The following is a 19097-nucleotide window of genomic DNA, read 5'->3' on the forward strand; positions in this document are numbered from 1 at the left end:
TTATTTTCAGGTTATCGATTTCGAGAGGTGGCTCAGCGCGCGGGCCAGGCGATCGACGCCTTCGCTGATCTCGTGATCCGCGACGGTGAGGGGCGGGAGCACGCGCACGACGTTGTCGCCCGCGCCCACGACCAGAAGCCGCTCAGCGAGCGCTGCCGCGACGACCTCAGCCGGCGCGACCGAGACCTTGATGCCGGTCAGGAGGCCCTGGCCGCGCACTTCGGTAACGAGAGACGGGAACTGATCCTGGATGCGCGCGAGGCTCTGGCGCAAACGGAGCGCCTTTTGCTGCACGCTTTCGAGGAAATCCGGCTCCAGAACGACGTCGAGAACCGCACTGCCGACCGCGGTGGCCAGCGGATTACCGCCGAACGTGGACCCGTGCGTCCCGGGCGTGAGGCCCACCGCCGCGCGCTCGGTCGCGAGCACCGCTCCGAGGGGAAACCCGCCGCCGATGCCTTTGGCGACAGCCATGATGTCAGGCGTGATGCCGGCCCACTCGTGCGAGAACAGCTTGCCGGACCGGCCGACACCCGTCTGCACCTCGTCGAGGACGAGCAGGATGCCGGCTTCATCGCAAATCTCGCGTAGGCCGCGCAGGTAGTCGGCGGAACCGACATGGACGCCGCCTTCACCCTGGACCGGCTCCACCATGACGGCGGCCGTCTCGGGGCCGATTGCGGCGCGAACCGCCGCAAGATCGCCGAACGGGACATGATCGAAGCCCGGGGCTTCCGGGCCAAACCCTTCGAGGTATTTGGGATTTCCGGCTGCAGCGAGGGCCGTCAGGGTGCGCCCATGGAAGGCGCCTTCGGCGGTGATGATGCGCCAGCGCTCAGGGCTGCCGGATACGAAATGATAGCGCCGCGCAGCCTTGATGGCGCCCTCGCAGGCTTCGGCGCCGGAATTGCAGAAGAAAACCTTATCGGCAAACGTCGCCTCAACCAGGCGCTCGGCCAGCTTTTCCTGGCCGGCGACGCGATAGAGGTTAGAGGTGTGCCAGAGATTGCCCGCCTGCTCGGTCAGCGCCGCGACGAGGCGCGGGTGCGCGTGGCCCAGCGCATTGACGGCAACGCCGGAGCCGAAGTCCAGATAACGCTCGCCGTTTTCGGTTTCAAGCCAAGCGCCTTCGCCGCGGGCGAATACGATATTCTGGCGCGCGTAGGTGCCCATGACCGCAGGTGACGGGCCCGTCGAAGGACCCGCGTTTTTAGCGGTCGAGGATGTGAGGGGTTTGGACATCTCGCCCATCCCGCTCCCCCAAAATGACGAAAGCCGCCCTCCCGGCGGCCACGCGAAGCAGGCGTGATACGCGCATGAGGCCCTAAAGTCAACGGACGGCCTCCAGAACGGGCCTATAGAGCAGAGGCTTGGCGCGGCGGGTGAAGCGATCGGGCAATTCCAGCGCGCTTCTTCACATGCTTATCTGCGTTCAACACGAACGCATCCGCTAATAATATCGGGGAAAGGCGCCCGGACGCCCAGCTTTCGGGGGGCCGCGACTCAATCTGTGGCGAGCGGGCAACTTGTCCCGTGTCAACGCCCCTGATCTTGAAGGGCCTGCTTGTACAAGAAAATCAAGTTATTGTAGGTTAACGGGATCCAGACACGACATCTCGCGTTGTATTGCGGTTGTCTCGTGTTGCCGGTCTCCAGTTTTTCCTGGCCGGTATGTCTGGTCTGCGTTCGGGCCTTGTATGTGCGCGGCTCTCGCCCCGCTGGCCTGCTCTAGTTCCTGCGTCATCTTCAGTTCGCGTTGCGAGCAGTCGTGGTTCTGCTCACGTTTGGCGTGTGTGCGCTCTTCGCACCCTGCCGTCCGTGCTCAGCCGCCGCCTCTTTTCTCGCGCGCCTGCTTGTCTGGGTCTTTGGCCCGGAAAGCTTATGCTTTGAGGAGCACCGACTATGGCGTGGAACGATGAACGGGTTGAGCTTTTGAAGAAGCTCTGGTCCGAAGGCTTGTCTGCAAGTCAAATCGCTGGCCGTCTCGGCGGTGTGACACGCAATGCCGTGATCGGCAAGGTTCATCGGCTTGGCCTTTCGGGACGCGCCACCACCTCGCGCATGAAATCGCACCGCCCTCGTGCCCGCGCCAACAACGCCGCCACGGCGCGCCGCATGCAGCAGAAGACGCGCTTTGCACCCCAGGGCAATCCCGCGCTCCGCGCTCTCTATCAGCCGGAAGCCGAACCCTTTACGCCTTCGGTGGAAGAACTTGTGATCCCGCTCAAAGAGCGCCGCACGATCCAGACGCTCACCGAATGCAGCTGCCGTTGGCCGATCGGAGACCCGCAGGCTGCCGACTTCCACTTCTGCGGCAAAAACAAAGTCGCCGGCTTGCCCTATTGCGAATTCCATGCGCGCCGCGCATTCCAGCCGCCGCAGCCGCGCCGCCGCGAGCGCGAGATTGCAGAGCCCCGGATTCCGGCGCTCGCCCGCGCCGACAAGGAGCAGGCCGACGTCTAGTATTTTCGCTTCAGGGCTGGAAGGCACCTGAAGCGATTTGAGGGTTTGACGGGGGAAAGGTCGGGCGCGCCGGGGGGCGTTCCCGACCTTTGTTTTTCGGAAGGCAACTGGCTGGGCCAAAGGCCTAGCTGGCGGAAGGTGCTAGGAACCCGAGGGTCCGAGACGCGCTGTTTCCAAAGCCCCGCGCAAGGCCTCGGCAAAGTCGCGGCGCTCGTCGTCGTTCAAGAGGCGGCCGAATTCCAGCTCGCGGCCGTGAGAGACGAGCTTCAGGTGGTTGCCGCCGTCGGGGCGCTCGGTGAACAGAATCCGGACCCAATAGGGATTGAACTCGAAGCTGCGGCTCTTTCCGGAGGCCGATATCTGCGTGAGCTTCAGGGTTTCCGGCGTCAGCTCCACCAGCTCATAGGCGCGCGCAGCGCGGTAGTTCAGCTTGAAGGCGATGTAGACGAGAAGGACATCGAGGCCGAAGAAGCCGAAGACCGGCCAGGCCCCGAGAAACACGAACACCATCCCCATCACGAAGCTCACGGAGCCAATCGCGAGCATCAAGATCATGAAGCCCCGCGGCCCCAGCGAGCGGTGGGGGTGGAGAATGGCGCGAAACACCCTCGCGTCCGGAGCGGCCTGTCCTTTATCATCCATCCCTTGAAATTACTCGCGGGATCAATGTTGTCAAAGCGCATGTCCGTATCCAAACGAACCGCTGCCGTCTCCGAAATCACGGCCAAACCGCCTACAGCGCGCGCCCGGGCCGGGCGGGGCAAGCTCACCCCGGCTGAAATCGCGGAGATATTCCGCCGCTTCTCGGCCGCCAACCCCGAGCCCAAGGGTGAACTCGAGCATACCAACCCGTTCACGCTGCTGGTTGCCGTCGTGTTATCGGCGCAGGCGACGGACGCGGGTGTGAACAAGGCCACGCGGGCCCTGTTCCAGAAAGCCGACACGCCGCAAAAGATGCTGGCGCTCGGCGAGGACGTTGTGCGCGACCACGTCAAGTCGATCGGGCTGTTCCGCGCCAAGGCGAAGAACGTGATCCTGCTCAGCGAGAAGCTGATCCGGGAGTACGGCGGCACGGTTCCCGCCGACCGCGACGCCCTCGAGACCTTGCCCGGCGTCGGGCGGAAGACCGCCAACGTGGTGATGAATGTCGCGTTCGGAGCGCCGACGATGGCGGTCGATACGCACGTGCTGCGCATCTCGAACCGCATCGGCCTTTCGAACGGCAAAACGCCGCTCGCGGTGGAAGCCGACCTCCTGGCGAAAATTCCGCCCGAGTATGGCGTGCCCGCCCATCACTGGTTGATCCTTCACGGGCGCTACATCTGCAAGGCGCGCAAGCCGCTCTGCCCAGAGTGCCTGATCCGCGACCTCTGCAAGTTCCCCGACAAAACTCCGGACTGATCTCATCCTGGGGTTGGCGCTCGTTAAGGTCGGAGCAACTACATCACCGATTGGTCGGGCGATGCGTGCAATCGATTAATGCGCCATTCAACGAAGAGGCCGATAGTGGAGGCTATTGATCGAAATTGTTTTTACCACTGCGTTGATTTTATTGCCGGAGTTTCGAAGTGATTTCTTCCCACAGCCTCGTGGCCGTCGAGCATTTTCACGACGCACCCGATGAAGCGGACGCGCAGGCTCTCGTCCGGCATACCGACACGCCCACACGTCTCAAGTCCTCCTTTGAAATCGCCGTCAACAATATGGCGCGTGGCCTCTCGATGTTCGACGCAGAGCGCCGCCTCGTGGTTTGCAACGCGCTCTACCGCGAGATCTACGGGCTGACGGAAAGCATCACGGCGCCGGGGACGCCGCTCGCGAAGATCATCGCGTTTCATTGCGCACGAAACGATCTCTCGGAAACCGACTCTGATCTGATCCGCCAGCAAAGCTGGATCGACGCGCACACACGCGCGCTCGCGAGAGGCAAAGTCTTTTCCCACCTGCAGCACCTGAGGAACGGGCGCATCGTTCTCGTCACCTACCAGCCGATGGCAGACGGGGGCTGGGTCGATACGCAGGAGGACGTCACCGAAACGACGCAAGCGCAAGATCGCATCGCGTGGCTCGCTAGGCATTGCCCGCTGACCGAGATTGCCAACCGTGGTCATTTTCGCGACAGGCTCAACGAGATCGCCTCGTCTCTCGACGCGGGGCAGATGCTGGCCGTGCACCTCGTGGACCTCGACCATTTCAAGCAGGTAAACGATACACTCGGCCATGCCGCCGGTGACAGCGTACTCAAAGCCGCGGCCGGACGCATGCTGGCGATCTTGGGCGACCGGGGAGTTGCCGGACGCCTCGGCGGAGATGAATTCGCCATTATCCAGACCGGGCTCTCACGCCCGGAGCAAGCCGGTCATCTGGCGCGCCGACTGATCGAAACTTTGAGTGCGCCCTATCGCGGCATCGGCTCCGCGGCACGCATCGGCGCCAGCGTGGGGATTGCGATCTCTCCCGCCCACGGAGGCGACACCGACACGCTGCTGCAAAAGGCTGATCTCGCGCTCTATCGCGTCAAAACGCGCGGGCGGGGAAGCTTTGCGATCTACGACAGCGCCGATCACGTGTTCGGCGAGCAGGACGTGTCCGGTGCGGACGGTGCTCCGCAGGAGGGGGCTGCACCGCGGTTTCTGCGTGCGTTGGCGAAGACTTTGCGGCGGCCGTTCCAGGCCCGCTGACGGAAAGGTTTTTAGGCCCCGCGCACGGCGATGCCGGCTTCCGCCATATGCTTCTTGGCTTCGCCGATGGTGTAGGTTCCGAAGTGGAAGATGGAGGCCGCAAGCACCGCGCTCGCGTGGCCTTCTTTGACGCCGGCAACCAGGTGATCGAGATTTCCGACGCCACCGGACGCGATGACGGGCACCGCGACGGCATCCGAGATCGCGCGTGTCAGCTCGATGTCGAAGCCGGATTTCGTGCCGTCGCGATCCATCGAGGTCAGCAGGATCTCGCCGGCGCCGAGGCTCACGACTTCTTTCGCGAATTCTATGGCATCGATGCCGGTTGGCTTGCGGCCGCCATGCGTGAAGATCTCCCAACGCAGCGGCTCGCCTTCCGCAGAGACGCGCTTGGCATCGATGGCGACGACGATGCACTGGGCGCCGAATTTCTCGGAGGCTTCCTTCACGAACTGGCGGTTGGTGACGGCGGCGGTGTTGATCGAGACCTTGTCGGCACCGGCCTCCAGGAGCTTCCGGATATCATCGACCGTGCGCACACCGCCGCCGACCGTGAGTGGCATGAAGCAACGCTCGGCCGTGCGCTCGACGACGTCGAAGATCACGTCGCGGGCTTCGTGGGAGGCGGTGATGTCGAGAAAGCAAAGCTCGTCGGCGCCGGCTGCGTCATAGGCGGCTGCAGCCTCGACGGGATCGCCGGCGTCGATCAGGTCGACGAAGTTCACGCCTTTGACGACGCGGCCATCTTTGACATCGAGGCAGGGGATGATGCGGGTTTTCAGCATTGTCTCGGCCGTTACTGCATGGGTCCGCGGTGCGCGGCAAGGTGCGTCCCGGTATCATAGTCCTGCGGGACGCCACAAGGGCGGGGTCATTTTGACATGAATGGGTTCGACACTCTTCTCGGCTGGGGTCCGGTGTTCCTCGGCCTTTGTGCCGCTAGCTTCCTGGTCGTCGGGATCGGCGCCATGCTCAAGCGGACATGGGCGCGGCGCGAGCTGGAGGCGCTCCGACAGCGGTACAAAGAGACCGACGTGACCGATCCGCAATACAACGCCGTTCGGGCGCTCTACGTCAACGCACTGATCGCGGCTGGTCGCGACTCCGGAGGAGCTCTGCTCGTCGAGGAAAACGATCCAGACGGCAGCGACGCCGGGGGAAATGACGGCGGCGGGGGCGATGGAGGTGGAGGCGGAGGAGACTAGAGCCCCTATGCGGCTGCTAGCAGGGCCAGGGCTTCCTTGGGATCGAGGCGGCCGTCATAAAGCGCGCGGCCGGTGATGGCACCTTCGAGCATCCGGTATTCCGGCGTCAGCAGCGCTTTCACGTCGTCGATCGAGGCGAGACCGCCGGAGGCGATGACCGGGATCGAGGTAGCGCGGGCTAGCTCCGCAGTGGCGGGCAGGTTCAGGCCCTTCAAAACGCCATCGCGCTCGATGTCGGTGTAGATGATGGCGGCGACGCCGGCATCTTCGAAGCGGCGTGCGAGTTCGATCGCGGTAAGCTCCGACGTTTCCGCCCAGCCCTCGACGGCGACCTTGCCGCCCTTGGCGTCGATGCCGACGGCGACGCGGCCCGGAAACAGCTTGCAGGCCTCGCGCACGAGAGCCGGGTCGCGCACGGCGATGGTGCCGAGGATCACGCGGCGAATGCCGCGGGTAAGCCAGGCCTCGATGGTCGCGATATCGCGAATGCCGCCGCCGAGCTGGGCCGGCATCGTGATCGCCTTCAGGATGGCGTCCACGGCGCCGGCATTGACCGGCTTGCCTGCGAACGCGCCATTGAGATCGACGATGTGGAGATACTCGAAGCCTTGCTTCTCAAACGACAGAGCCTGGTCGGCCGGATCGTCGTTGAAAACGGTGGCTTCGTTCATGTCCCCGAGCTTCAGGCGGACGCACTTGCCGTCCTTCAGGTCGATGGCGGGGAATAGGATCACGTCGGCTCCTTCAAGCGGCGCTGTCGCAGGGCGCGGGCCGCCATAAGATTGCTGTCTTCGCGCCCGATGAATAGCTAATCGCTCGTAGCGTCAAGTGCGTCTCAACATCATGCCGAATGCATCCCGCAACGCAGTTTCGTCCCGCAATGTGCGTCCGTCGCTGACGGAGGCTGATGCCGTCGATATCTGGATCGCGCGCTGGCTCAAGATCCGCCGCCGCGATCTCATCCAGCGATACGAGTGCGATCCGCGCCGCCTCTACGAAATCTGGCAGGAGGAACGCTTCGCAGGGAGCCGCGCCAAGGCGCTCGAACTGTTCCAGGCGCGCTTTCCGTATCTGTCGGATCGGATCGACCCGGGCGCGCATGTCCGCCACTCGAAGGCGCCTCATCCCGACCAGCTGCCGCTTTTTAGCTAGGCGGTCAACGGCTAACGTTTCACATGCAGCAATATGCCTTATTGCTTTGATTTCTCTTATTTGTTTTGATCTTTCCCAGGTTCACGAGAAGCCCTGACGGCGCTTGCCTCGGCAACCACTGCCACGGTTCGACCGTGTCTCCTCCCTCATGAGAACAAAATTCGAACGGACTCTAGACGTGGTGAGCGACTCATGCCACGTTCTCCCTACGTTCTCACCGCGTCCAACACCCTCTTCTTTGCCCCCGGAGAGCCCCATGCGCACCTATCTCATCTCTTACGATCTCGCCAAGCCCCACCTCCTCAAGCACGTCGTCGCCCAGGCCATCATGGCGGCTGGACAGAGCTGGGCACGCCCGCTCGAGCAGACCTGGTACGTGCGCACCACCGAGAGCGAGGAAGCGATCGAAGCGAAGCTGATGCGCATCCTCGACAGCGAGGACGGCCTCCTGATCCAGCGCGTGAAGGAGGATGCGATCCTGACCAACACATCGATCCGCTGGTTCAAGCAGCGCCAAGGCGGCGTCGAGACCGGCGGCGACACCAACATCATCGCATTCCCGATGGCAAAGCCCGGCACGGACGAGCCGGAGCTGCCGTTCGCGGAAGCCTGCTGAGTTTGGGCACACGCGTCACGTTCGCGTCTTGAGCGGTACCGGGGTGCTTCCCCATCCCCCGCACCCCGTATTCGCTCCAAGGGAGGCCTTTTGGCCTCCCTTTTTTGTTGCTGGACGTGTTTCTGGCCGAAAACCGGTGCTCATCCCGGATCAAGTCCGGGACAGGCATTTTCGGGAAGCACTTTGTCGTTGGACGTGCTTCTGGCCGAAAACCGGTTCCCATCCCGGATCAGGTCCGGGACAGTCATTTCAGAAAACACGTCGGGGAGGCCTTCCGGCCTCCCTTTTTGTTGCGCGGGCAGTTGGCTGCTACGCTGGTCACGAAAAAAATGTCGGCTTCCATAAGCGCCGTTCGTCGTTTCGCGGTAGCGGGCGTGCAAGGCGGCCCGCGCAAAGCAACGTTCAGGGAGAAAGCCCATGCGATACATGATCCTGGTGAAGGCCTCTGCGGACTCGGAAGCCGGCGTGATGCCGAAAGAGGACATGTTTCAGGCGATGGCGGACTATCACGAGGAGCTACAAAAAGCGGGTGTGCTCGTGGACGGCAACGGTCTGCATCCGACGTCGAAAGGCTGGCGCCTCCAATACAAGGACGGCAAACGGATTCTGATCGACGGCCCGTTCACGGAGACAAAGGAAGTCATCGCCGGCTACACGATGATCAAGGTCAAATCACCGGAAGAGGCGCTGACGTGGTTCCAGCGCTTTCCGCAGCCGCACTACCAGGACTGCGAGATCGAGCTCAGGCAAATGTTCGAGCTCGAGGAGTTCGGCGAGGGCGAGGAGATCCAGCGCTTCCGGGACATGGAGATGGGTCTGAAGGGCTCGTGAGGACCGCTCAGGTGAGTTTTGCCCATGATTTGGGCATCTTCTCAGCCGTCGGAGCAAATCTGTGGATATCCGATTTACCGGGTCGCTTTAACTTGCGGTGGCAACTTTCGCGGGCGCTAGATGCCGTGTCGCGTCCGGGCACTAGATCATTCAGCTCAGGCCGCGGCTCGTTTGGTCAGTAGAGGAGTTGTTCCCTATGTCGTCCAATGAGAAGACGTCGGCTCAGGTCGCGGCCATCGCTCAACGCGCCCAACAGAACCCAAAATCCGTTACGCCAGAAGAGGTTCAAGCTCTCGCGGCTTCGGTTCTGAATCAAAATTCAAATCGTGACCGGCAGCAGCAGGGCCAACAGAGCCAGCCGAACCAGCGCGGCGGTCAGCAAAATCCGTCGGACCCACAGAGACGTTAGGTCCGTCGATCTCCGTTAGTGTCTCGATCGAGAGAATGCAGCGAGTGGGTATCGTCATGATCCCGCTCGCTTGTGCGTTTTGGGGGGAGCCGAGATCGCCGATGTTCTGGGCCAGAACCTTGACCTCGTCGGTGTCCGTTATCAGCCAGCCCACGGAGGCAACCTCGACGGCCTTTTGCTCCGGCAGGGACGACAGATAGCGCCACTGGCCGCACGGTTGGCGGCTGTCCTGCCAGCGAATGATGACCAGTCGGCAATCGCCTGACATTGCGTCTCCCGGCGTGGGGTGGTCCTTTGCTTTGCCGTGTTTCCTATCGGAAAACCGCGGAAGCACGGGCTGATTCGCATGGAATCATAGCAGAGTCAGATCGTTCACGCGGTGGTCGCTTTGCCACTGTGGGGCGCACCTCAGCCGCTCCGGCAACGTCACGCGTTCAGAAAATCGCTCGCCTTAAAGAGGGAGGCGAAGGGGATGCCGGCGTCGGCGTAAAGCTTCGCGGCGTTTTCCTCGCGGTCGAGGATTGAGATCACGAGGGTGACGGTAGCGCCAGCGGCAGTCAGCGCTTCGACGGCCTTCATCGCCGAGCCGCCCGTCGTCGTCACGTCCTCGACGATCACGACGCGCTTGCCCTTGATGTCGGACAGGCCTTCGACCAGCTTCTTGGTGCCGTGATCCTTCACGGTTTTGCGCACAAAAAAGCCCGGCAGCGGACGGCCGGCGCGGCGGCTCGCGATCGAGATCGGCGTGATCAGCGGTACGGCGCCCATTTCGAGGCCGCCGACGATGTCGGCTTCGATGCCAGCAAGACGCGCGAAGATCAGCTCAGCCAGAAGGTCCGCGCCCTCGGGATCGAACATCGAGGGCTTCATGTCGAAGTAGTGGTCGCTCTCCTTGCCGGAGGCGAGTACGACGTGGCCGCGCACGAACGACTTGCTTTTGATGATGTCGTAGAGACGAGCGCGGGCGTCGGCGGCGTTTGTCATGAGCGGAGATCCGTATCTGCTTTGGATTGCTCATAGACGGCGGACCGTGCCGCGTCCACCCGGCGTTTTACCGTCTCCCGTCCTGGTAGGACAAGGCAGCGCCTTAGGGCGTCCACTTCAGGAAGTTGGCGATGAGTGCAAGGCCAAGGGTCTGGCTCTTCTCGGGATGGAACTGAGTTCCCGCCACATTGCCCTTGGCGATCATGGCCGTCACCGGCCCGCCATAGCCGGTTTCCGCCACGACGACCGAGCGATCCTTCGGCACGAAATGATAAGAGTGCACGAAGTAGGCGTGCAGCCCGTTGGCGCCGGTCGGAATGCCAGCGAGCAACGGGTGCGGCGTCGCCACATCCAGCGTGTTCCAACCCATGTGCGGAATCTTGAGTGTCGGATCGTTCGGCTCGATCGCGCGCACCTCGCCGTCGATCCAGCCGAGGCCGTCCGTCACCTCGAACTCGAGACCGCGGGACGCCAGAAGCTGCATCCCAACGCAGATACCGAGAAACGGGCGGCCGCGGCCGTGCACGGCCTCCTCGAGCGTCTCGCGCATGCCCGGAACGGCTTCGAGACCACGCTTACAATCGGCGAACGCGCCGACACCCGGCAGCACGACGCGATCGGCGTTGCGCACATCTTCCGCTTTCGCGCTGACGACGATCTCGGCGTTCGCCTCGGCTTCACGCGCCGCGCGCTCGAAGGCTTTGGCCGCCGAGTGAAGGTTTCCGGACCCGTAATCGATGATGACGACGCGCTGCATGGAAGATCTTTGTTTTCAGGCCGATCACGGTCTGGTGGCGAACTTGGTGCGAAGGGATTGGGAGAAGCGGCGAAGACCGTGCTCGATGCGCGAGGCGGTATCACCTTCGGCGGGATTGAAATGGGGATCGGACGGATCGCGCAGCGGGCTCTCGACGACCGACGGCAGCCAGGCCTCGAAGAAACGGCGCTCGGCTTCCTCCCGGTTCGATCCGCTGACGGTCGCAACTTCGCGCCAGCCGGCGCGGCCAAGCGACCAGCGCTTGATCTCGCTTGCCTCAAAGCCGGTGACGACGTTCAGCAGCAGCCACGTCCAGACGTACCAATCGGACGATGCGCCGATCAGGTTGAGGACAGCGAGCGCAAGAACGGCTGCACCCGCATAAGCCGCAAGGGCCAACCATTCGCCGCGCACGATCAGATAAAGCGGCGAGAAGAAGGCCGCGCGCCAGGAAAAGCCGTCACCGACGAACACAAGCTTTTCTGCCTGCTCGAGCCTGGTGCCGCTTGTCTCCTGCGGCTCATGAACCGTAAACGCTGCCACGCGCGTCGTTCCAAAATGCAAAAGCGACCCGAGCATCAGGCCAGCATTCCTTTCGTCGAGGGCACGCGGCCAATTTGGCGCGGATCGAGCGCGATCGCGGCCCGGAGCGCCCGCGCCAAGCCTTTATAGCAGGTCTCGGCGATGTGGTGGTTGTTCTCGCCGTAAAGGGTTTCGATGTGGAGCGTGATCCCGGCGTTCTGAGCAAATGCCTGAAACCACTCGCGGAACAGCTCGGTGTCCATCTCGCCGATCTTCGGCTGCGAGAAAGCGACCTTCCAGATGAGGTACGGGCGGCCCGAGACGTCGATGGCGACGCGAGTCAGCGTCTCGTCCATCGGAAGATGCACGTCCGCGTAACGGGTGATGCCCTGCTTGTCGCCGAGCGCTTTCTGCACGGCCTGGCCGAGCACGATGCCGACGTCCTCCGTCGTGTGATGGAAATCGATGTGGAGGTCACCCTTGGCCTCGAGCTTAATGTCGATCAAAGCGTGGCGGGCCAATTGCTCCAGCATATGGTCGAGGAAGCCGACGCCGGTCGAGATCTCGAACACGCCGGTGCCGTCGAGATCGACCGAAGCGGTGATCTGGGTTTCCTTGGTCTTGCGGGCGATGCTGGCTTGCCGCTTCACGGGGTGTCCTCGATTGGGCGGGTGGCCTGCACGCCGCCAATATTGCCTTCACGAACCCAAGCGTCTATCAGCTTCAGGGGTCCCGTTCCAGTGGGCTAAGCCCAGCCCGGGCAGATCCTTTCAACCGCGTCGCCAGGTCCCATGTCCCAGACCCCGAACAGCTCCACAGACACTTCCTCGTGGCATGCCACGACCATCCTGACCGTACGCAAGAACGGGAAAGTCGTGATCGCCGGAGACGGGCAAGTAAGCCTCGGGGCAACCATAATCAAGGCTAACGCCCGCAAGGTGCGCCAACTCGGTAAAGGCGGCGTTATCGCCGGATTTGCCGGCGCAACCGCGGATGCGTTCACGCTGTTCGAAAGGCTCGAAGCCAAGCTCGAACAATATCCCGGGCAACTGATGCGGGCGGCGGTGGAACTCGCCAAGGATTGGCGCACGGACCGCTTCCTGCGCCGGCTCGAAGCCATGATGATCGTCGCGGACCGCGACATCACGCTCGTGCTCACGGGGACCGGCGACGTGCTCGAACCCGAACATCACGTCATGGGAATCGGCTCGGGCGGCATGTACGCGCTCTCAGCCGCGCGCGCGCTGCTCGACCAGCCGCTGGAGGCCGAAGAGATCGCGCGCCGCGCCATGGCGATCGCAGGCGAGATCTGCGTCTACACCAATGCCAACCTCGTCGTCGAAACACTGGATTCCAAATGATACGGGACGAGCAACTGGACGCGGCTGTCGCGCAAGGCATCATCGATGCCGATCAGGCCGCGAGATTGCGTGACTTCGTAAAGCGCGGTCCCAGGCATGTGGATGTCAACGAGCGGGCAGCCGATCCCGACGACGAAAAGTTCCGGCTGATCGGCGGTTTCAACGACGTGTTCGTCTCGATCGGCGTTCTGCTGCTGGTCGCGGCGCTGTTCGGGCTCGCGAGCCAGTTCGGCTTCGGCGGCGGGTTCGCATTCCTCGCCATGATCGTGGCATGGGGGCTCTCGGAGTTCTTCTCGCGCCATATGCGCCTCGCGCTTCCTTCGATCGTGCTGGCGGCAATGTTCGCGGGCGCCGGCGCTTTCGTCGGAGCCTCGTTCGGCGCGGCAGCCCTCGGCGAGAACGCGACGCTGGTATTTTCGGGGTTGGGCGGCGCGCTCGCCGCGTTCCTGCACGAGCGGCGCTTTCGCGTACCGATCGACAACGCCATTGCGGCGGCCGGTATCGTCTGCGCTGTTGCGGGCGTTCTTTATCTTGTCGCGCCGGACTGGATGCGCGTGCACAGCGCGATTCCGATCGCAGTGCTGGGGCTCGCCGTGTTCGCACTCGCGGTTCGCGTGGATGCCAGCGACGTGACGCGACAGACCCGACGCGCGGACGTCGCGTTCTGGCTGCATATGCTTTCGGCCCCGATGATCGTTCATGCGGTGGTGCCACTCATCGCCGGCGATACGGGCGAGATCGACACGGCGCAGGCCCTTCTGATCCTCGCATTGTTCGTGCTGCTCGGCATCGTCGCGCTCGTCATCGATCGGCGCGCGCTCTTGATCTCGGGGCTCGCTTACGCCGGTATCGCCATCGCCTACCTGCTCTCCCAAAGCATCGGAGAGGGATTGCGGCTTTCGGTGACGCTGCTCGGCCTTGCGGTCGTGGTGCTCGGCCTTTCGGCCGGATGGCGATCGCTGCGGCGTATTCTGCTTCCGCTTTTGCCGCTCGGCGGACTGGCGCGCTACGTGCCGCCGGTCCATCTCTCGGATGCGCGATAAATTTCTCTGCAATTTTCTCCCAAGCGCGGCTGGCATTGCGCGAGGCTGACACTGGAGACGTCAATGGGTTGGTTCTACTTGCTACTCGCCGGGGTCTTCGAGATCGCCTTCACAACAGCCATTCGCTTCACCGACGGGTTCACCAAGGTTCTGCCCAGTGCACTCGTGTTGCTCCTGGCGACGATCAGCATTTATTTCGTCACCAAGGCCTCGACGACCATGCCGCTCGGAACCGCCTATGCCGCCTGGGGCGGCTTCGGTGCGCTCGGGACTGTCGCAATCGGAATTCTCTATTTCGGCGAGCCGGTGACGGTTTGGCGCATGGTTTTCCTGTCTCTGCTCATCATCTCAATCATCGGATTGAAGCTCGTCACGGAATAGGCTGCCGCTCATGACCACTTTCTCGCCCCGCGAAATCGTCTCGGAGCTCGACCGCTACATCGTCGGGCAAGGCGACGCCAAGCGTGCCGTCGCCATCGCGCTCCGTAACCGCTGGCGGCGCCAGCAGCTCGAAGGGCCGCTCAAGGACGAGGTGCTGCCGAAGAACATCCTGATGATCGGGCCGACCGGCGTCGGCAAGACCGAGATCGCGCGCCGCCTCGCCAAGCTCGCCAACGCACCGTTCCTCAAGGTCGAAGCCACCAAGTTCACCGAAGTCGGCTACGTGGGCCGTGACGTGGACAGCATCATCCGCGACCTCGTCGAAGTCGGTCTTTCGCTGGTTCGGGAGTCGAAGCGCAAGGAAGTCCGCGCGCAGGCCGAGAAGAATGCCGAGGAGCGCGTGCTCGACGCCCTTGTCGGGCCGACGGCCTCACCTACCACGCGCGAAACCTTCCGCAAGCGGCTGCGCGCCAACGAGCTCAACGACAAGATCATCGAGGTCCATGTCGCGGAGACGGCTTCGGCGCTTCCGATGTTCGACATCCCCGGGATGCCCGGAAGCTCGATGGGCGCCGTTAACATCGGGGACATGCTCGGCAAGATGATGGGCGGACGCACCAAGCCGCGCCGCATCACCGTCAAGGACAGCCACAACCTGCTGATCGCGGAAGAAAGCGACAAGCTGATCGACAACGACCAGATCACAAGCGAAGCGGTGCGCGTCGTCGAGAACAACGGCATCGTGTTTCTGGACGAGATCGACAAGATCTGCTCGCGCGGCGAGACGGGACGCTCAGGCGCCGAGGTTTCGCGCGAGGGTGTGCAGCGCGATCTCCTGCCGCTGATCGAGGGCACCAGCGTCTCGACCAAATACGGACCGGTGAAGACCGATCATGTGCTGTTCGTTGCATCGGGCGCGTTCCATGTGGCGAAGCCTTCCGATCTGCTGCCGGAGTTGCAGGGCCGTCTCCCGATCCGGGTGGAACTCAAAGCGCTGACGCGCGAAGATTTCCGGCGCATTCTGACCGAGCCGGAAGCGAGCCTCATCAAGCAGTACGTGGCGCTGCTGAAAACCGAAGGGCTCGACATCTCCTTCACCGAGGACGCCATCGATGCGCTCGCGGACACCGCCGTGCTCGTCAACTCGACGGTCGAGAACATCGGCGCGCGCCGGCTGCAGACCGTGATGGAGCGGGTGCTCGACGAGATCTCGTTCGAGGCTTCGGATCGCAGCGGCGACGCCGTGACGGTGGATGCCGCTTACGTCACGAGCCGCGTCGGCGAGCTTGCGAAAAACGCCGACCTCTCGAAGTTCATTCTTTAGAGCATAGTCGCTCCGAACTGTTGCAAACGCGGGTGGAATTCCCGCGTTTCGCGGGCGTTTGTCCTCCCTCCGGATTGAAAAATCTTGCTCGTCAGCCGGCAGCAGATAATCTGGAACATTATAACAAAATGATCGCTACGGCCCACGCGGTAGTGGGGCCGGATGCACGCTGGGAGAGGCGCACGATGGCTCGGCATCTGTTCCGCACCGCCTGTGGTGCGGTGGCTTTCGCGTTCGCGGCCCTGACGGTGGGAGCCACCTTCGCCGACGACGCGAAGCTCGCCTCGGTGCTGACAATCTCCGATCACGACGCCGATGTCTGGTCGGCAAGCTACAATCCAGACGGCAGCCGCATCCTCACGGCATCGGCCGACAGAACCGCACGCGTGTGGGATGCCAGGACCGGCAAGGAGCTTCTGAAGCTCACCGGACACACGGAAGCCGTGCGCCACGCCGCCTACAATGCTGATGCGAGTTTGATCGTAACGGCCTCGCGAGATGCCACCGCGCGGCTGTGGGACGCAAAAGACGGGCGCGAGATCGCCGTGCTCGGCGGCCACGAGCTGATGGTGGAGCACGCCGAATTCAGCCCGGACGGCGCGCGTATCGTCACCGTGCCGCACGACAAGACAGCCAAGCTATGGGACGGCAAGACCGGTGCGCCGATCGCCGATCTCGTCGGCCACGAAGCGTATCTCACCTGGGGCGTGTTCAGCCCGGATTCGCGGCTGCTACTCACTACTTCGAGTGACGAGACGGCACGCGTTTGGGACGGAAAAACCGGGGAGCTGCTGCATACCTTGAGCGGCCACACCGGCATGGTGAGCTATGCCGCATTCAGCGCCGATGGAGCCCGTATCATCACCGGCTCGACCGACAAGACCGCGAAAATCTGGGACAGCAAAACCGGCGCTTTGCTCAAGAGCATCGAAGGCGGGCATACGCGTGCGGTGCTGCGTGTTGCCTTCAGCCCGGACGGCAAGCGCGTGATCACGGGAGCGGCCGACAAGCTCGCCAAGATCTGGGACGCAGAGAGCGGCGCGCTGCTGGTCACGCTCGAAGGTGGGCACAAGCGCATCCTTTCCGTCACCGCCTTCAACCGGGATGGACGCCTCGTCATCACCGCTTCCCATGACAAGAGCGCGCGCGTGTGGGATGCCACGACGGGCGCCGCCGTCGCCGTGCTCGCCGAGCATACCAAGGAGGTCGACACCGCAGAGTTTAGCCCCGATGGACGCCAGGTGCTGACCAGCTCGTTCGACGGGCTCGTCAAGGTTTGGGATCTGCCGCCGATCGTCAGCGCGGAAAAATGAGTGTAGGCCTTCGCAGGCTCCTCATCCGGGGCTGAAGTTCCTTGGGGAACAGGCGCACGCCGGATCGCATGGCAAGGATCGCAGCGATCCGCTCGGATCGTCCTCCCCGCTTCCCGTGGACTCTCATGACCAATCTCATCGCAATTCTCGGCGGCCTCATCGGTGCCGCCGCCGGATGGGCCGCTGCCGCGACCATCGCCATTGTTGTCTCCGGCTACTACGGCGTGTCGGATTTCGAAGGTGCGCGTGGCATGGCCGCCATCTTCTTCTTCGGACCGATCGGTGGCGTCCTCGGGCTGATCCTTGGCGTGTGGCTCACGCTCAGGCTACGAGCCGGGACCAAGGTCGGCGCCAAGACACTTCTGCTGCGCCTGCCGGTCGTGTTCGCCGGCATCGCGGCCCTGGTGGCCGCAACGTTCGGCGCGCTCTATTGGTTTAGCCCAATTCTCAATCCCAACGGCCAGCCACCACGCCTCGCCTTCGAGATCAAACTGCCGCCCGGATCCGCCGTGCCGGGGGACGGCGTCAGCGTCACGCTCTTCACCGAGAAGAACAACATGCCCGCGACCCTCGACGCCGGTTCCCGTCGCGACGAAAGCGGCCGCCCTGTCATTTCCGGGACCGTCGATCTCTACTTCCGATCGTCGTGGCGGATCGTTGGGCTCAAGATGCCGAACACGCCTGAGCAGATTTTCGTGCTCAAAACCAGCGCGCGCCCCGGACACGATGCGGACTTCCGCAGTTGGGAGCATGTTTCGAGCGTCGGCAACGGCACCGACCGACCGCGTCTCGCGACGCCGGACGACGCCTACGATATCCGCTATCGCGTGATCTGGCCGGACTAACGCTTCTTCTTGCTCACTGCGGGCCGGCGTGCCGGTGCCGCGAGCTTGCGAACCGCGTCGACGGTTTGATCGATCTCGGCTTTGAGCCAGGCGTGAAAGGCGGCCATGGCCTTGCTGTCCTTGCGTGCGGCGTCGCGGACGAAATAGTAGCCGTACTCCGCAACCGAAATCGCGAACGGCTTCACCAATCTGCCGCCGACGAGCGCATCACCAGCGATCACCTCGTCGGCTAATGCGAAGCCCTGGCCTGCTTCCGCGGCCGGGATCGTCAGATGCAGGCCGAGCGTCGGGCCTTCCGGCGAGATGCGATCGCAGACACCGGCGGCTTTCAGCCACTCATACCAATAGCGGCGGGTTTCTTCCTGAAGGAGAAGGCCCGGTTCCAGATCCGACGGCTCGCGGATACGCCGCGCGCGTAAGAGCGCCGGACTGCAGACGGGGGTCATGTTGGTTCGTGTCAACACGTCCGACGCGACATTCGGCCAGACGCCTCTGCCGTAGCGGATGCCAATATCCGCCTCGTCACGCGCGAAATCGACGAGACGATGGCTCGAGTCGACGACCAGCTCGATTTCCGGATTGGCCGCGGTGAACCTGCCAAGACGCGGCACCAGCCAGAGCGCGGCAAACGACGGCTCGACACTGACGACAAGCTGCTGACGACGACGGCGCCGACGGCTCGATACGCTTTCCGTTGCGGCGGCGAGCACATCGAAACCACGCGTGATGTCGGCGACGTAGCTTCCGCCTTTCTCCGTAAGCTCGACGCCGCGCCCGGTGCGCACGAAAAGCTTGGTGCCGAGCCACACCTCAAGCTCGCGGATATGCCGGCTGATGGCCGCATGCGTGACGTTCAGCTCAGCCGCGGCCAGCGTGAAACTTTCGTGACGGGCTGCCGCTTCGAAGGCCTTCAAGGCATTCAGCGATGGTAGGATTCTCGACATGGCGTCATGTAACAAAATCTTACGTGTTGTGTAAAGCAATGCCGTTTGTCTCAAGCGGCCGGCGGGCGCACGGTCATCTCAATCGAACCAAACCGATGGAGATCGCCATGCTGATCGCAATCGAGAGCTTTGTTCGCCTGTTCGAAAGGCTGATTCTCGAAACACCTGTCCGCGCGTCTAAATCCGACCGGCGGGCCAACAACGATAACGACGAGACCAGCGAAGAAGATCGACGCTGGGCCGCCTATCGCTAACGCTGAACTGGA

24 protein-coding genes are annotated in these 19097 nt (G+C 63.2%); 14 read left to right on the forward strand and 10 right to left on the reverse strand.

What is annotated here, in order from left to right; genetic code table 11:
* Window positions 1-6 precede the first annotated feature (6 nt).
* Window positions 7-1173, reverse strand: a complete 1167-nt coding sequence (locus RCO24_RS14535) for an aspartate aminotransferase family protein (RefSeq protein WP_308963204.1) — start codon at window positions 1171-1173, stop codon at window positions 7-9.
* A 729-nt stretch (window positions 1174-1902) separates the two neighbouring features.
* On the opposite strand from RCO24_RS14535, the gene RCO24_RS14540 reads away from it, so the two are divergent.
* Window positions 1903-2463, forward strand: coding sequence for a GcrA family cell cycle regulator (locus RCO24_RS14540; RefSeq protein ID WP_308963111.1), 561 nt, complete (start codon window positions 1903-1905; stop codon window positions 2461-2463).
* 141 nt (window positions 2464-2604) lie between these two features.
* On the opposite strand, the gene RCO24_RS14545 is transcribed toward RCO24_RS14540, so the two are convergent.
* Window positions 2605-3105, reverse strand: a complete 501-nt coding sequence (locus tag RCO24_RS14545) for a DUF2244 domain-containing protein (RefSeq protein ID WP_308963112.1) — start codon at window positions 3103-3105, stop codon at window positions 2605-2607.
* A 39-nt stretch (window positions 3106-3144) separates the two neighbouring features.
* On the opposite strand from RCO24_RS14545, the gene nth reads away from it, so the two are divergent.
* Both nth and RCO24_RS14555 read left to right on the forward strand, forming a co-directional pair.
* Window positions 3145-3864, forward strand: coding sequence for an endonuclease III (gene nth / locus RCO24_RS14550; protein ID WP_308963113.1), 720 nt, complete (start codon window positions 3145-3147; stop codon window positions 3862-3864).
* A 167-nt stretch (window positions 3865-4031) separates the two neighbouring features.
* The gene (locus tag RCO24_RS14555) at window positions 4032-5144 is read left to right on the forward strand and encodes a diguanylate cyclase domain-containing protein (RefSeq protein ID WP_308963115.1); all 1113 of its coding nucleotides are present in this window, start codon (window positions 4032-4034) and stop codon (window positions 5142-5144) included.
* 11 nt (window positions 5145-5155) lie between these two features.
* On the opposite strand, the gene hisF is transcribed toward RCO24_RS14555, so the two are convergent.
* Window positions 5156-5929: an imidazole glycerol phosphate synthase subunit HisF gene (hisF, locus tag RCO24_RS14560; RefSeq protein ID WP_308963117.1), complete on the reverse strand. Its 774-nt coding sequence runs from the start codon at window positions 5927-5929 to the stop codon at window positions 5156-5158.
* 96 nt (window positions 5930-6025) lie between these two features.
* Between hisF and RCO24_RS14565 the strand changes: the two genes are divergently transcribed.
* Window positions 6026-6349 (forward strand): hypothetical protein, encoded by a 324-nt coding sequence (locus RCO24_RS14565; protein WP_308963119.1) that lies wholly within the window; start codon window positions 6026-6028, stop codon window positions 6347-6349.
* A gap of 5 nt (window positions 6350-6354) precedes the next feature.
* Here RCO24_RS14565 and hisA read toward each other — a convergent pair whose 3' ends face one another.
* Complete coding sequence (gene hisA, locus RCO24_RS14570; protein ID WP_308963120.1) at window positions 6355-7083, reverse strand: 1-(5-phosphoribosyl)-5-[(5-phosphoribosylamino)methylideneamino]imidazole-4-carboxamide isomerase; 729 nt, start codon at window positions 7081-7083, stop codon at window positions 6355-6357.
* A 109-nt stretch (window positions 7084-7192) separates the two neighbouring features.
* Here hisA and RCO24_RS14575 point away from each other — a divergent pair, with 109 nt between their 5' ends.
* From RCO24_RS14575 to RCO24_RS14585, 3 genes are all read left to right on the forward strand, one after another.
* On the forward strand, window positions 7193-7501 hold the full coding sequence (locus RCO24_RS14575) for a hypothetical protein (protein ID WP_308963122.1): 309 nt from the start codon (window positions 7193-7195) through the stop codon (window positions 7499-7501).
* A gap of 256 nt (window positions 7502-7757) precedes the next feature.
* Complete coding sequence (locus tag RCO24_RS14580; RefSeq protein ID WP_308963124.1) at window positions 7758-8117, forward strand: hypothetical protein; 360 nt, start codon at window positions 7758-7760, stop codon at window positions 8115-8117.
* A 417-nt stretch (window positions 8118-8534) separates the two neighbouring features.
* A complete protein-coding gene (locus RCO24_RS14585) occupies window positions 8535-8948 on the forward strand; it encodes a YciI family protein (protein WP_308963125.1) in 414 nt (137 codons plus the stop codon).
* Between the two features lie 269 nt (window positions 8949-9217).
* Here RCO24_RS14585 and RCO24_RS14590 read toward each other — a convergent pair whose 3' ends face one another.
* The 5 genes from RCO24_RS14590 to hisB all read right to left on the reverse strand — a co-directional run bounded on the left by RCO24_RS14590 (window position 9218) and on the right by hisB (window position 12270).
* The gene (locus tag RCO24_RS14590; protein WP_308963127.1) at window positions 9218-9625 is read right to left on the reverse strand and encodes a hypothetical protein; all 408 of its coding nucleotides are present in this window, start codon (window positions 9623-9625) and stop codon (window positions 9218-9220) included.
* A gap of 158 nt (window positions 9626-9783) precedes the next feature.
* On the reverse strand, window positions 9784-10341 hold the full coding sequence (gene pyrE, locus RCO24_RS14595; RefSeq protein WP_308963128.1) for an orotate phosphoribosyltransferase: 558 nt from the start codon (window positions 10339-10341) through the stop codon (window positions 9784-9786).
* A gap of 103 nt (window positions 10342-10444) precedes the next feature.
* Window positions 10445-11098, reverse strand: a complete 654-nt coding sequence (gene hisH, locus RCO24_RS14600) for an imidazole glycerol phosphate synthase subunit HisH (protein WP_308963130.1) — start codon at window positions 11096-11098, stop codon at window positions 10445-10447.
* Between the two features lie 24 nt (window positions 11099-11122).
* Window positions 11123-11641 carry a DUF2628 domain-containing protein gene (locus tag RCO24_RS14605; protein WP_308963132.1) on the reverse strand — a complete coding sequence of 173 codons (519 nt, stop codon included), beginning with the start codon at window positions 11639-11641 and terminating at the stop codon, window positions 11123-11125.
* Between the two features lie 35 nt (window positions 11642-11676).
* Window positions 11677-12270: an imidazoleglycerol-phosphate dehydratase HisB gene (hisB, locus tag RCO24_RS14610; RefSeq protein WP_308963134.1), complete on the reverse strand. Its 594-nt coding sequence runs from the start codon at window positions 12268-12270 to the stop codon at window positions 11677-11679.
* 141 nt (window positions 12271-12411) lie between these two features.
* Here hisB and hslV point away from each other — a divergent pair, with 141 nt between their 5' ends.
* The 6 genes from hslV to RCO24_RS14640 all read left to right on the forward strand — a co-directional run bounded on the left by hslV (window position 12412) and on the right by RCO24_RS14640 (window position 17887).
* Window positions 12412-12981, forward strand: coding sequence for an ATP-dependent protease subunit HslV (gene hslV / locus RCO24_RS14615; protein ID WP_308963136.1), 570 nt, complete (start codon window positions 12412-12414; stop codon window positions 12979-12981).
* Window positions 12978-14024, forward strand: a complete 1047-nt coding sequence (locus RCO24_RS14620) for a hypothetical protein (protein WP_308963138.1) — start codon at window positions 12978-12980, stop codon at window positions 14022-14024. Before hslV ends, RCO24_RS14620 begins: the two co-directional genes overlap by 4 nt.
* A gap of 63 nt (window positions 14025-14087) precedes the next feature.
* The gene (locus RCO24_RS14625) at window positions 14088-14405 is read left to right on the forward strand and encodes a multidrug efflux SMR transporter (protein WP_308963139.1); all 318 of its coding nucleotides are present in this window, start codon (window positions 14088-14090) and stop codon (window positions 14403-14405) included.
* A gap of 10 nt (window positions 14406-14415) precedes the next feature.
* Entirely contained in the window at window positions 14416-15729 is a 1314-nt protein-coding gene (gene hslU, locus RCO24_RS14630) for an ATP-dependent protease ATPase subunit HslU (protein ID WP_308963141.1), read from the forward strand.
* Between the two features lie 185 nt (window positions 15730-15914).
* Entirely contained in the window at window positions 15915-17042 is a 1128-nt protein-coding gene (locus RCO24_RS14635) for a WD40 repeat domain-containing protein (RefSeq protein ID WP_308963144.1), read from the forward strand.
* A 125-nt stretch (window positions 17043-17167) separates the two neighbouring features.
* Window positions 17168-17887 (forward strand): hypothetical protein, encoded by a 720-nt coding sequence (locus RCO24_RS14640; RefSeq protein ID WP_308963146.1) that lies wholly within the window; start codon window positions 17168-17170, stop codon window positions 17885-17887.
* On the opposite strand, the gene gcvA is transcribed toward RCO24_RS14640, so the two are convergent.
* Window positions 17884-18831 (reverse strand): transcriptional regulator GcvA, encoded by a 948-nt coding sequence (gcvA, locus tag RCO24_RS14645; RefSeq protein WP_308963147.1) that lies wholly within the window; start codon window positions 18829-18831, stop codon window positions 17884-17886. The two genes, RCO24_RS14640 and gcvA, sit on opposite strands and share 4 nt — an antisense overlap.
* A gap of 107 nt (window positions 18832-18938) precedes the next feature.
* On the opposite strand from gcvA, the gene RCO24_RS14650 reads away from it, so the two are divergent.
* Entirely contained in the window at window positions 18939-19085 is a 147-nt protein-coding gene (locus tag RCO24_RS14650) for a hypothetical protein (protein WP_308963148.1), read from the forward strand.
* Window positions 19086-19097 lie beyond the last annotated feature (12 nt).

The sequence above is a fragment of the Hyphomicrobium sp. LHD-15 genome, assembly GCF_031157355.1.
Lineage (GTDB): Bacteria > Pseudomonadota > Alphaproteobacteria > Rhizobiales > Hyphomicrobiaceae > Hyphomicrobium_C.

What these genes read in the sequence shown, in the direction of transcription:
- pyrE (WP_308963128.1), bottom strand. Translation starts at nt 10,341, where the DNA reads ATGACAAACGCCGCCGACGCCCGCGCTCGTCTCTACGACATCATCAAA.
- RCO24_RS14620 (WP_308963138.1), top strand. Translation starts at nt 12,978, where the DNA reads ATGATACGGGACGAGCAACTGGACGCGGCTGTCGCGCAAGGCATCATC.
- RCO24_RS14565 (WP_308963119.1), top strand. Translation starts at nt 6,026, where the DNA reads ATGAATGGGTTCGACACTCTTCTCGGCTGGGGTCCGGTGTTCCTCGGC.
- hisF (WP_308963117.1), bottom strand. Translation starts at nt 5,929, where the DNA reads ATGCTGAAAACCCGCATCATCCCCTGCCTCGATGTCAAAGATGGCCGC.
- RCO24_RS14640 (WP_308963146.1), top strand. Translation starts at nt 17,168, where the DNA reads ATGACCAATCTCATCGCAATTCTCGGCGGCCTCATCGGTGCCGCCGCC.
- RCO24_RS14580 (WP_308963124.1), top strand. Translation starts at nt 7,758, where the DNA reads ATGCGCACCTATCTCATCTCTTACGATCTCGCCAAGCCCCACCTCCTC.
- RCO24_RS14545 (WP_308963112.1), bottom strand. Translation starts at nt 3,105, where the DNA reads ATGGATGATAAAGGACAGGCCGCTCCGGACGCGAGGGTGTTTCGCGCC.
- RCO24_RS14590 (WP_308963127.1), bottom strand. Translation starts at nt 9,625, where the DNA reads ATGTCAGGCGATTGCCGACTGGTCATCATTCGCTGGCAGGACAGCCGC.
- RCO24_RS14635 (WP_308963144.1), top strand. Translation starts at nt 15,915, where the DNA reads ATGGCTCGGCATCTGTTCCGCACCGCCTGTGGTGCGGTGGCTTTCGCG.
- RCO24_RS14650 (WP_308963148.1), top strand. Translation starts at nt 18,939, where the DNA reads ATGCTGATCGCAATCGAGAGCTTTGTTCGCCTGTTCGAAAGGCTGATT.
- nth (WP_308963113.1), top strand. Translation starts at nt 3,145, where the DNA reads ATGTCCGTATCCAAACGAACCGCTGCCGTCTCCGAAATCACGGCCAAA.
- hslV (WP_308963136.1), top strand. Translation starts at nt 12,412, where the DNA reads ATGTCCCAGACCCCGAACAGCTCCACAGACACTTCCTCGTGGCATGCC.
- hisH (WP_308963130.1), bottom strand. Translation starts at nt 11,098, where the DNA reads ATGCAGCGCGTCGTCATCATCGATTACGGGTCCGGAAACCTTCACTCG.
- RCO24_RS14540 (WP_308963111.1), top strand. Translation starts at nt 1,903, where the DNA reads ATGGCGTGGAACGATGAACGGGTTGAGCTTTTGAAGAAGCTCTGGTCC.
- RCO24_RS14585 (WP_308963125.1), top strand. Translation starts at nt 8,535, where the DNA reads ATGCGATACATGATCCTGGTGAAGGCCTCTGCGGACTCGGAAGCCGGC.
- gcvA (WP_308963147.1), bottom strand. Translation starts at nt 18,831, where the DNA reads ATGTCGAGAATCCTACCATCGCTGAATGCCTTGAAGGCCTTCGAAGCG.
- hslU (WP_308963141.1), top strand. Translation starts at nt 14,416, where the DNA reads ATGACCACTTTCTCGCCCCGCGAAATCGTCTCGGAGCTCGACCGCTAC.
- RCO24_RS14625 (WP_308963139.1), top strand. Translation starts at nt 14,088, where the DNA reads ATGGGTTGGTTCTACTTGCTACTCGCCGGGGTCTTCGAGATCGCCTTC.
- RCO24_RS14575 (WP_308963122.1), top strand. Translation starts at nt 7,193, where the DNA reads ATGCCGAATGCATCCCGCAACGCAGTTTCGTCCCGCAATGTGCGTCCG.
- RCO24_RS14535 (WP_308963204.1), bottom strand. Translation starts at nt 1,173, where the DNA reads ATGGGCACCTACGCGCGCCAGAATATCGTATTCGCCCGCGGCGAAGGC.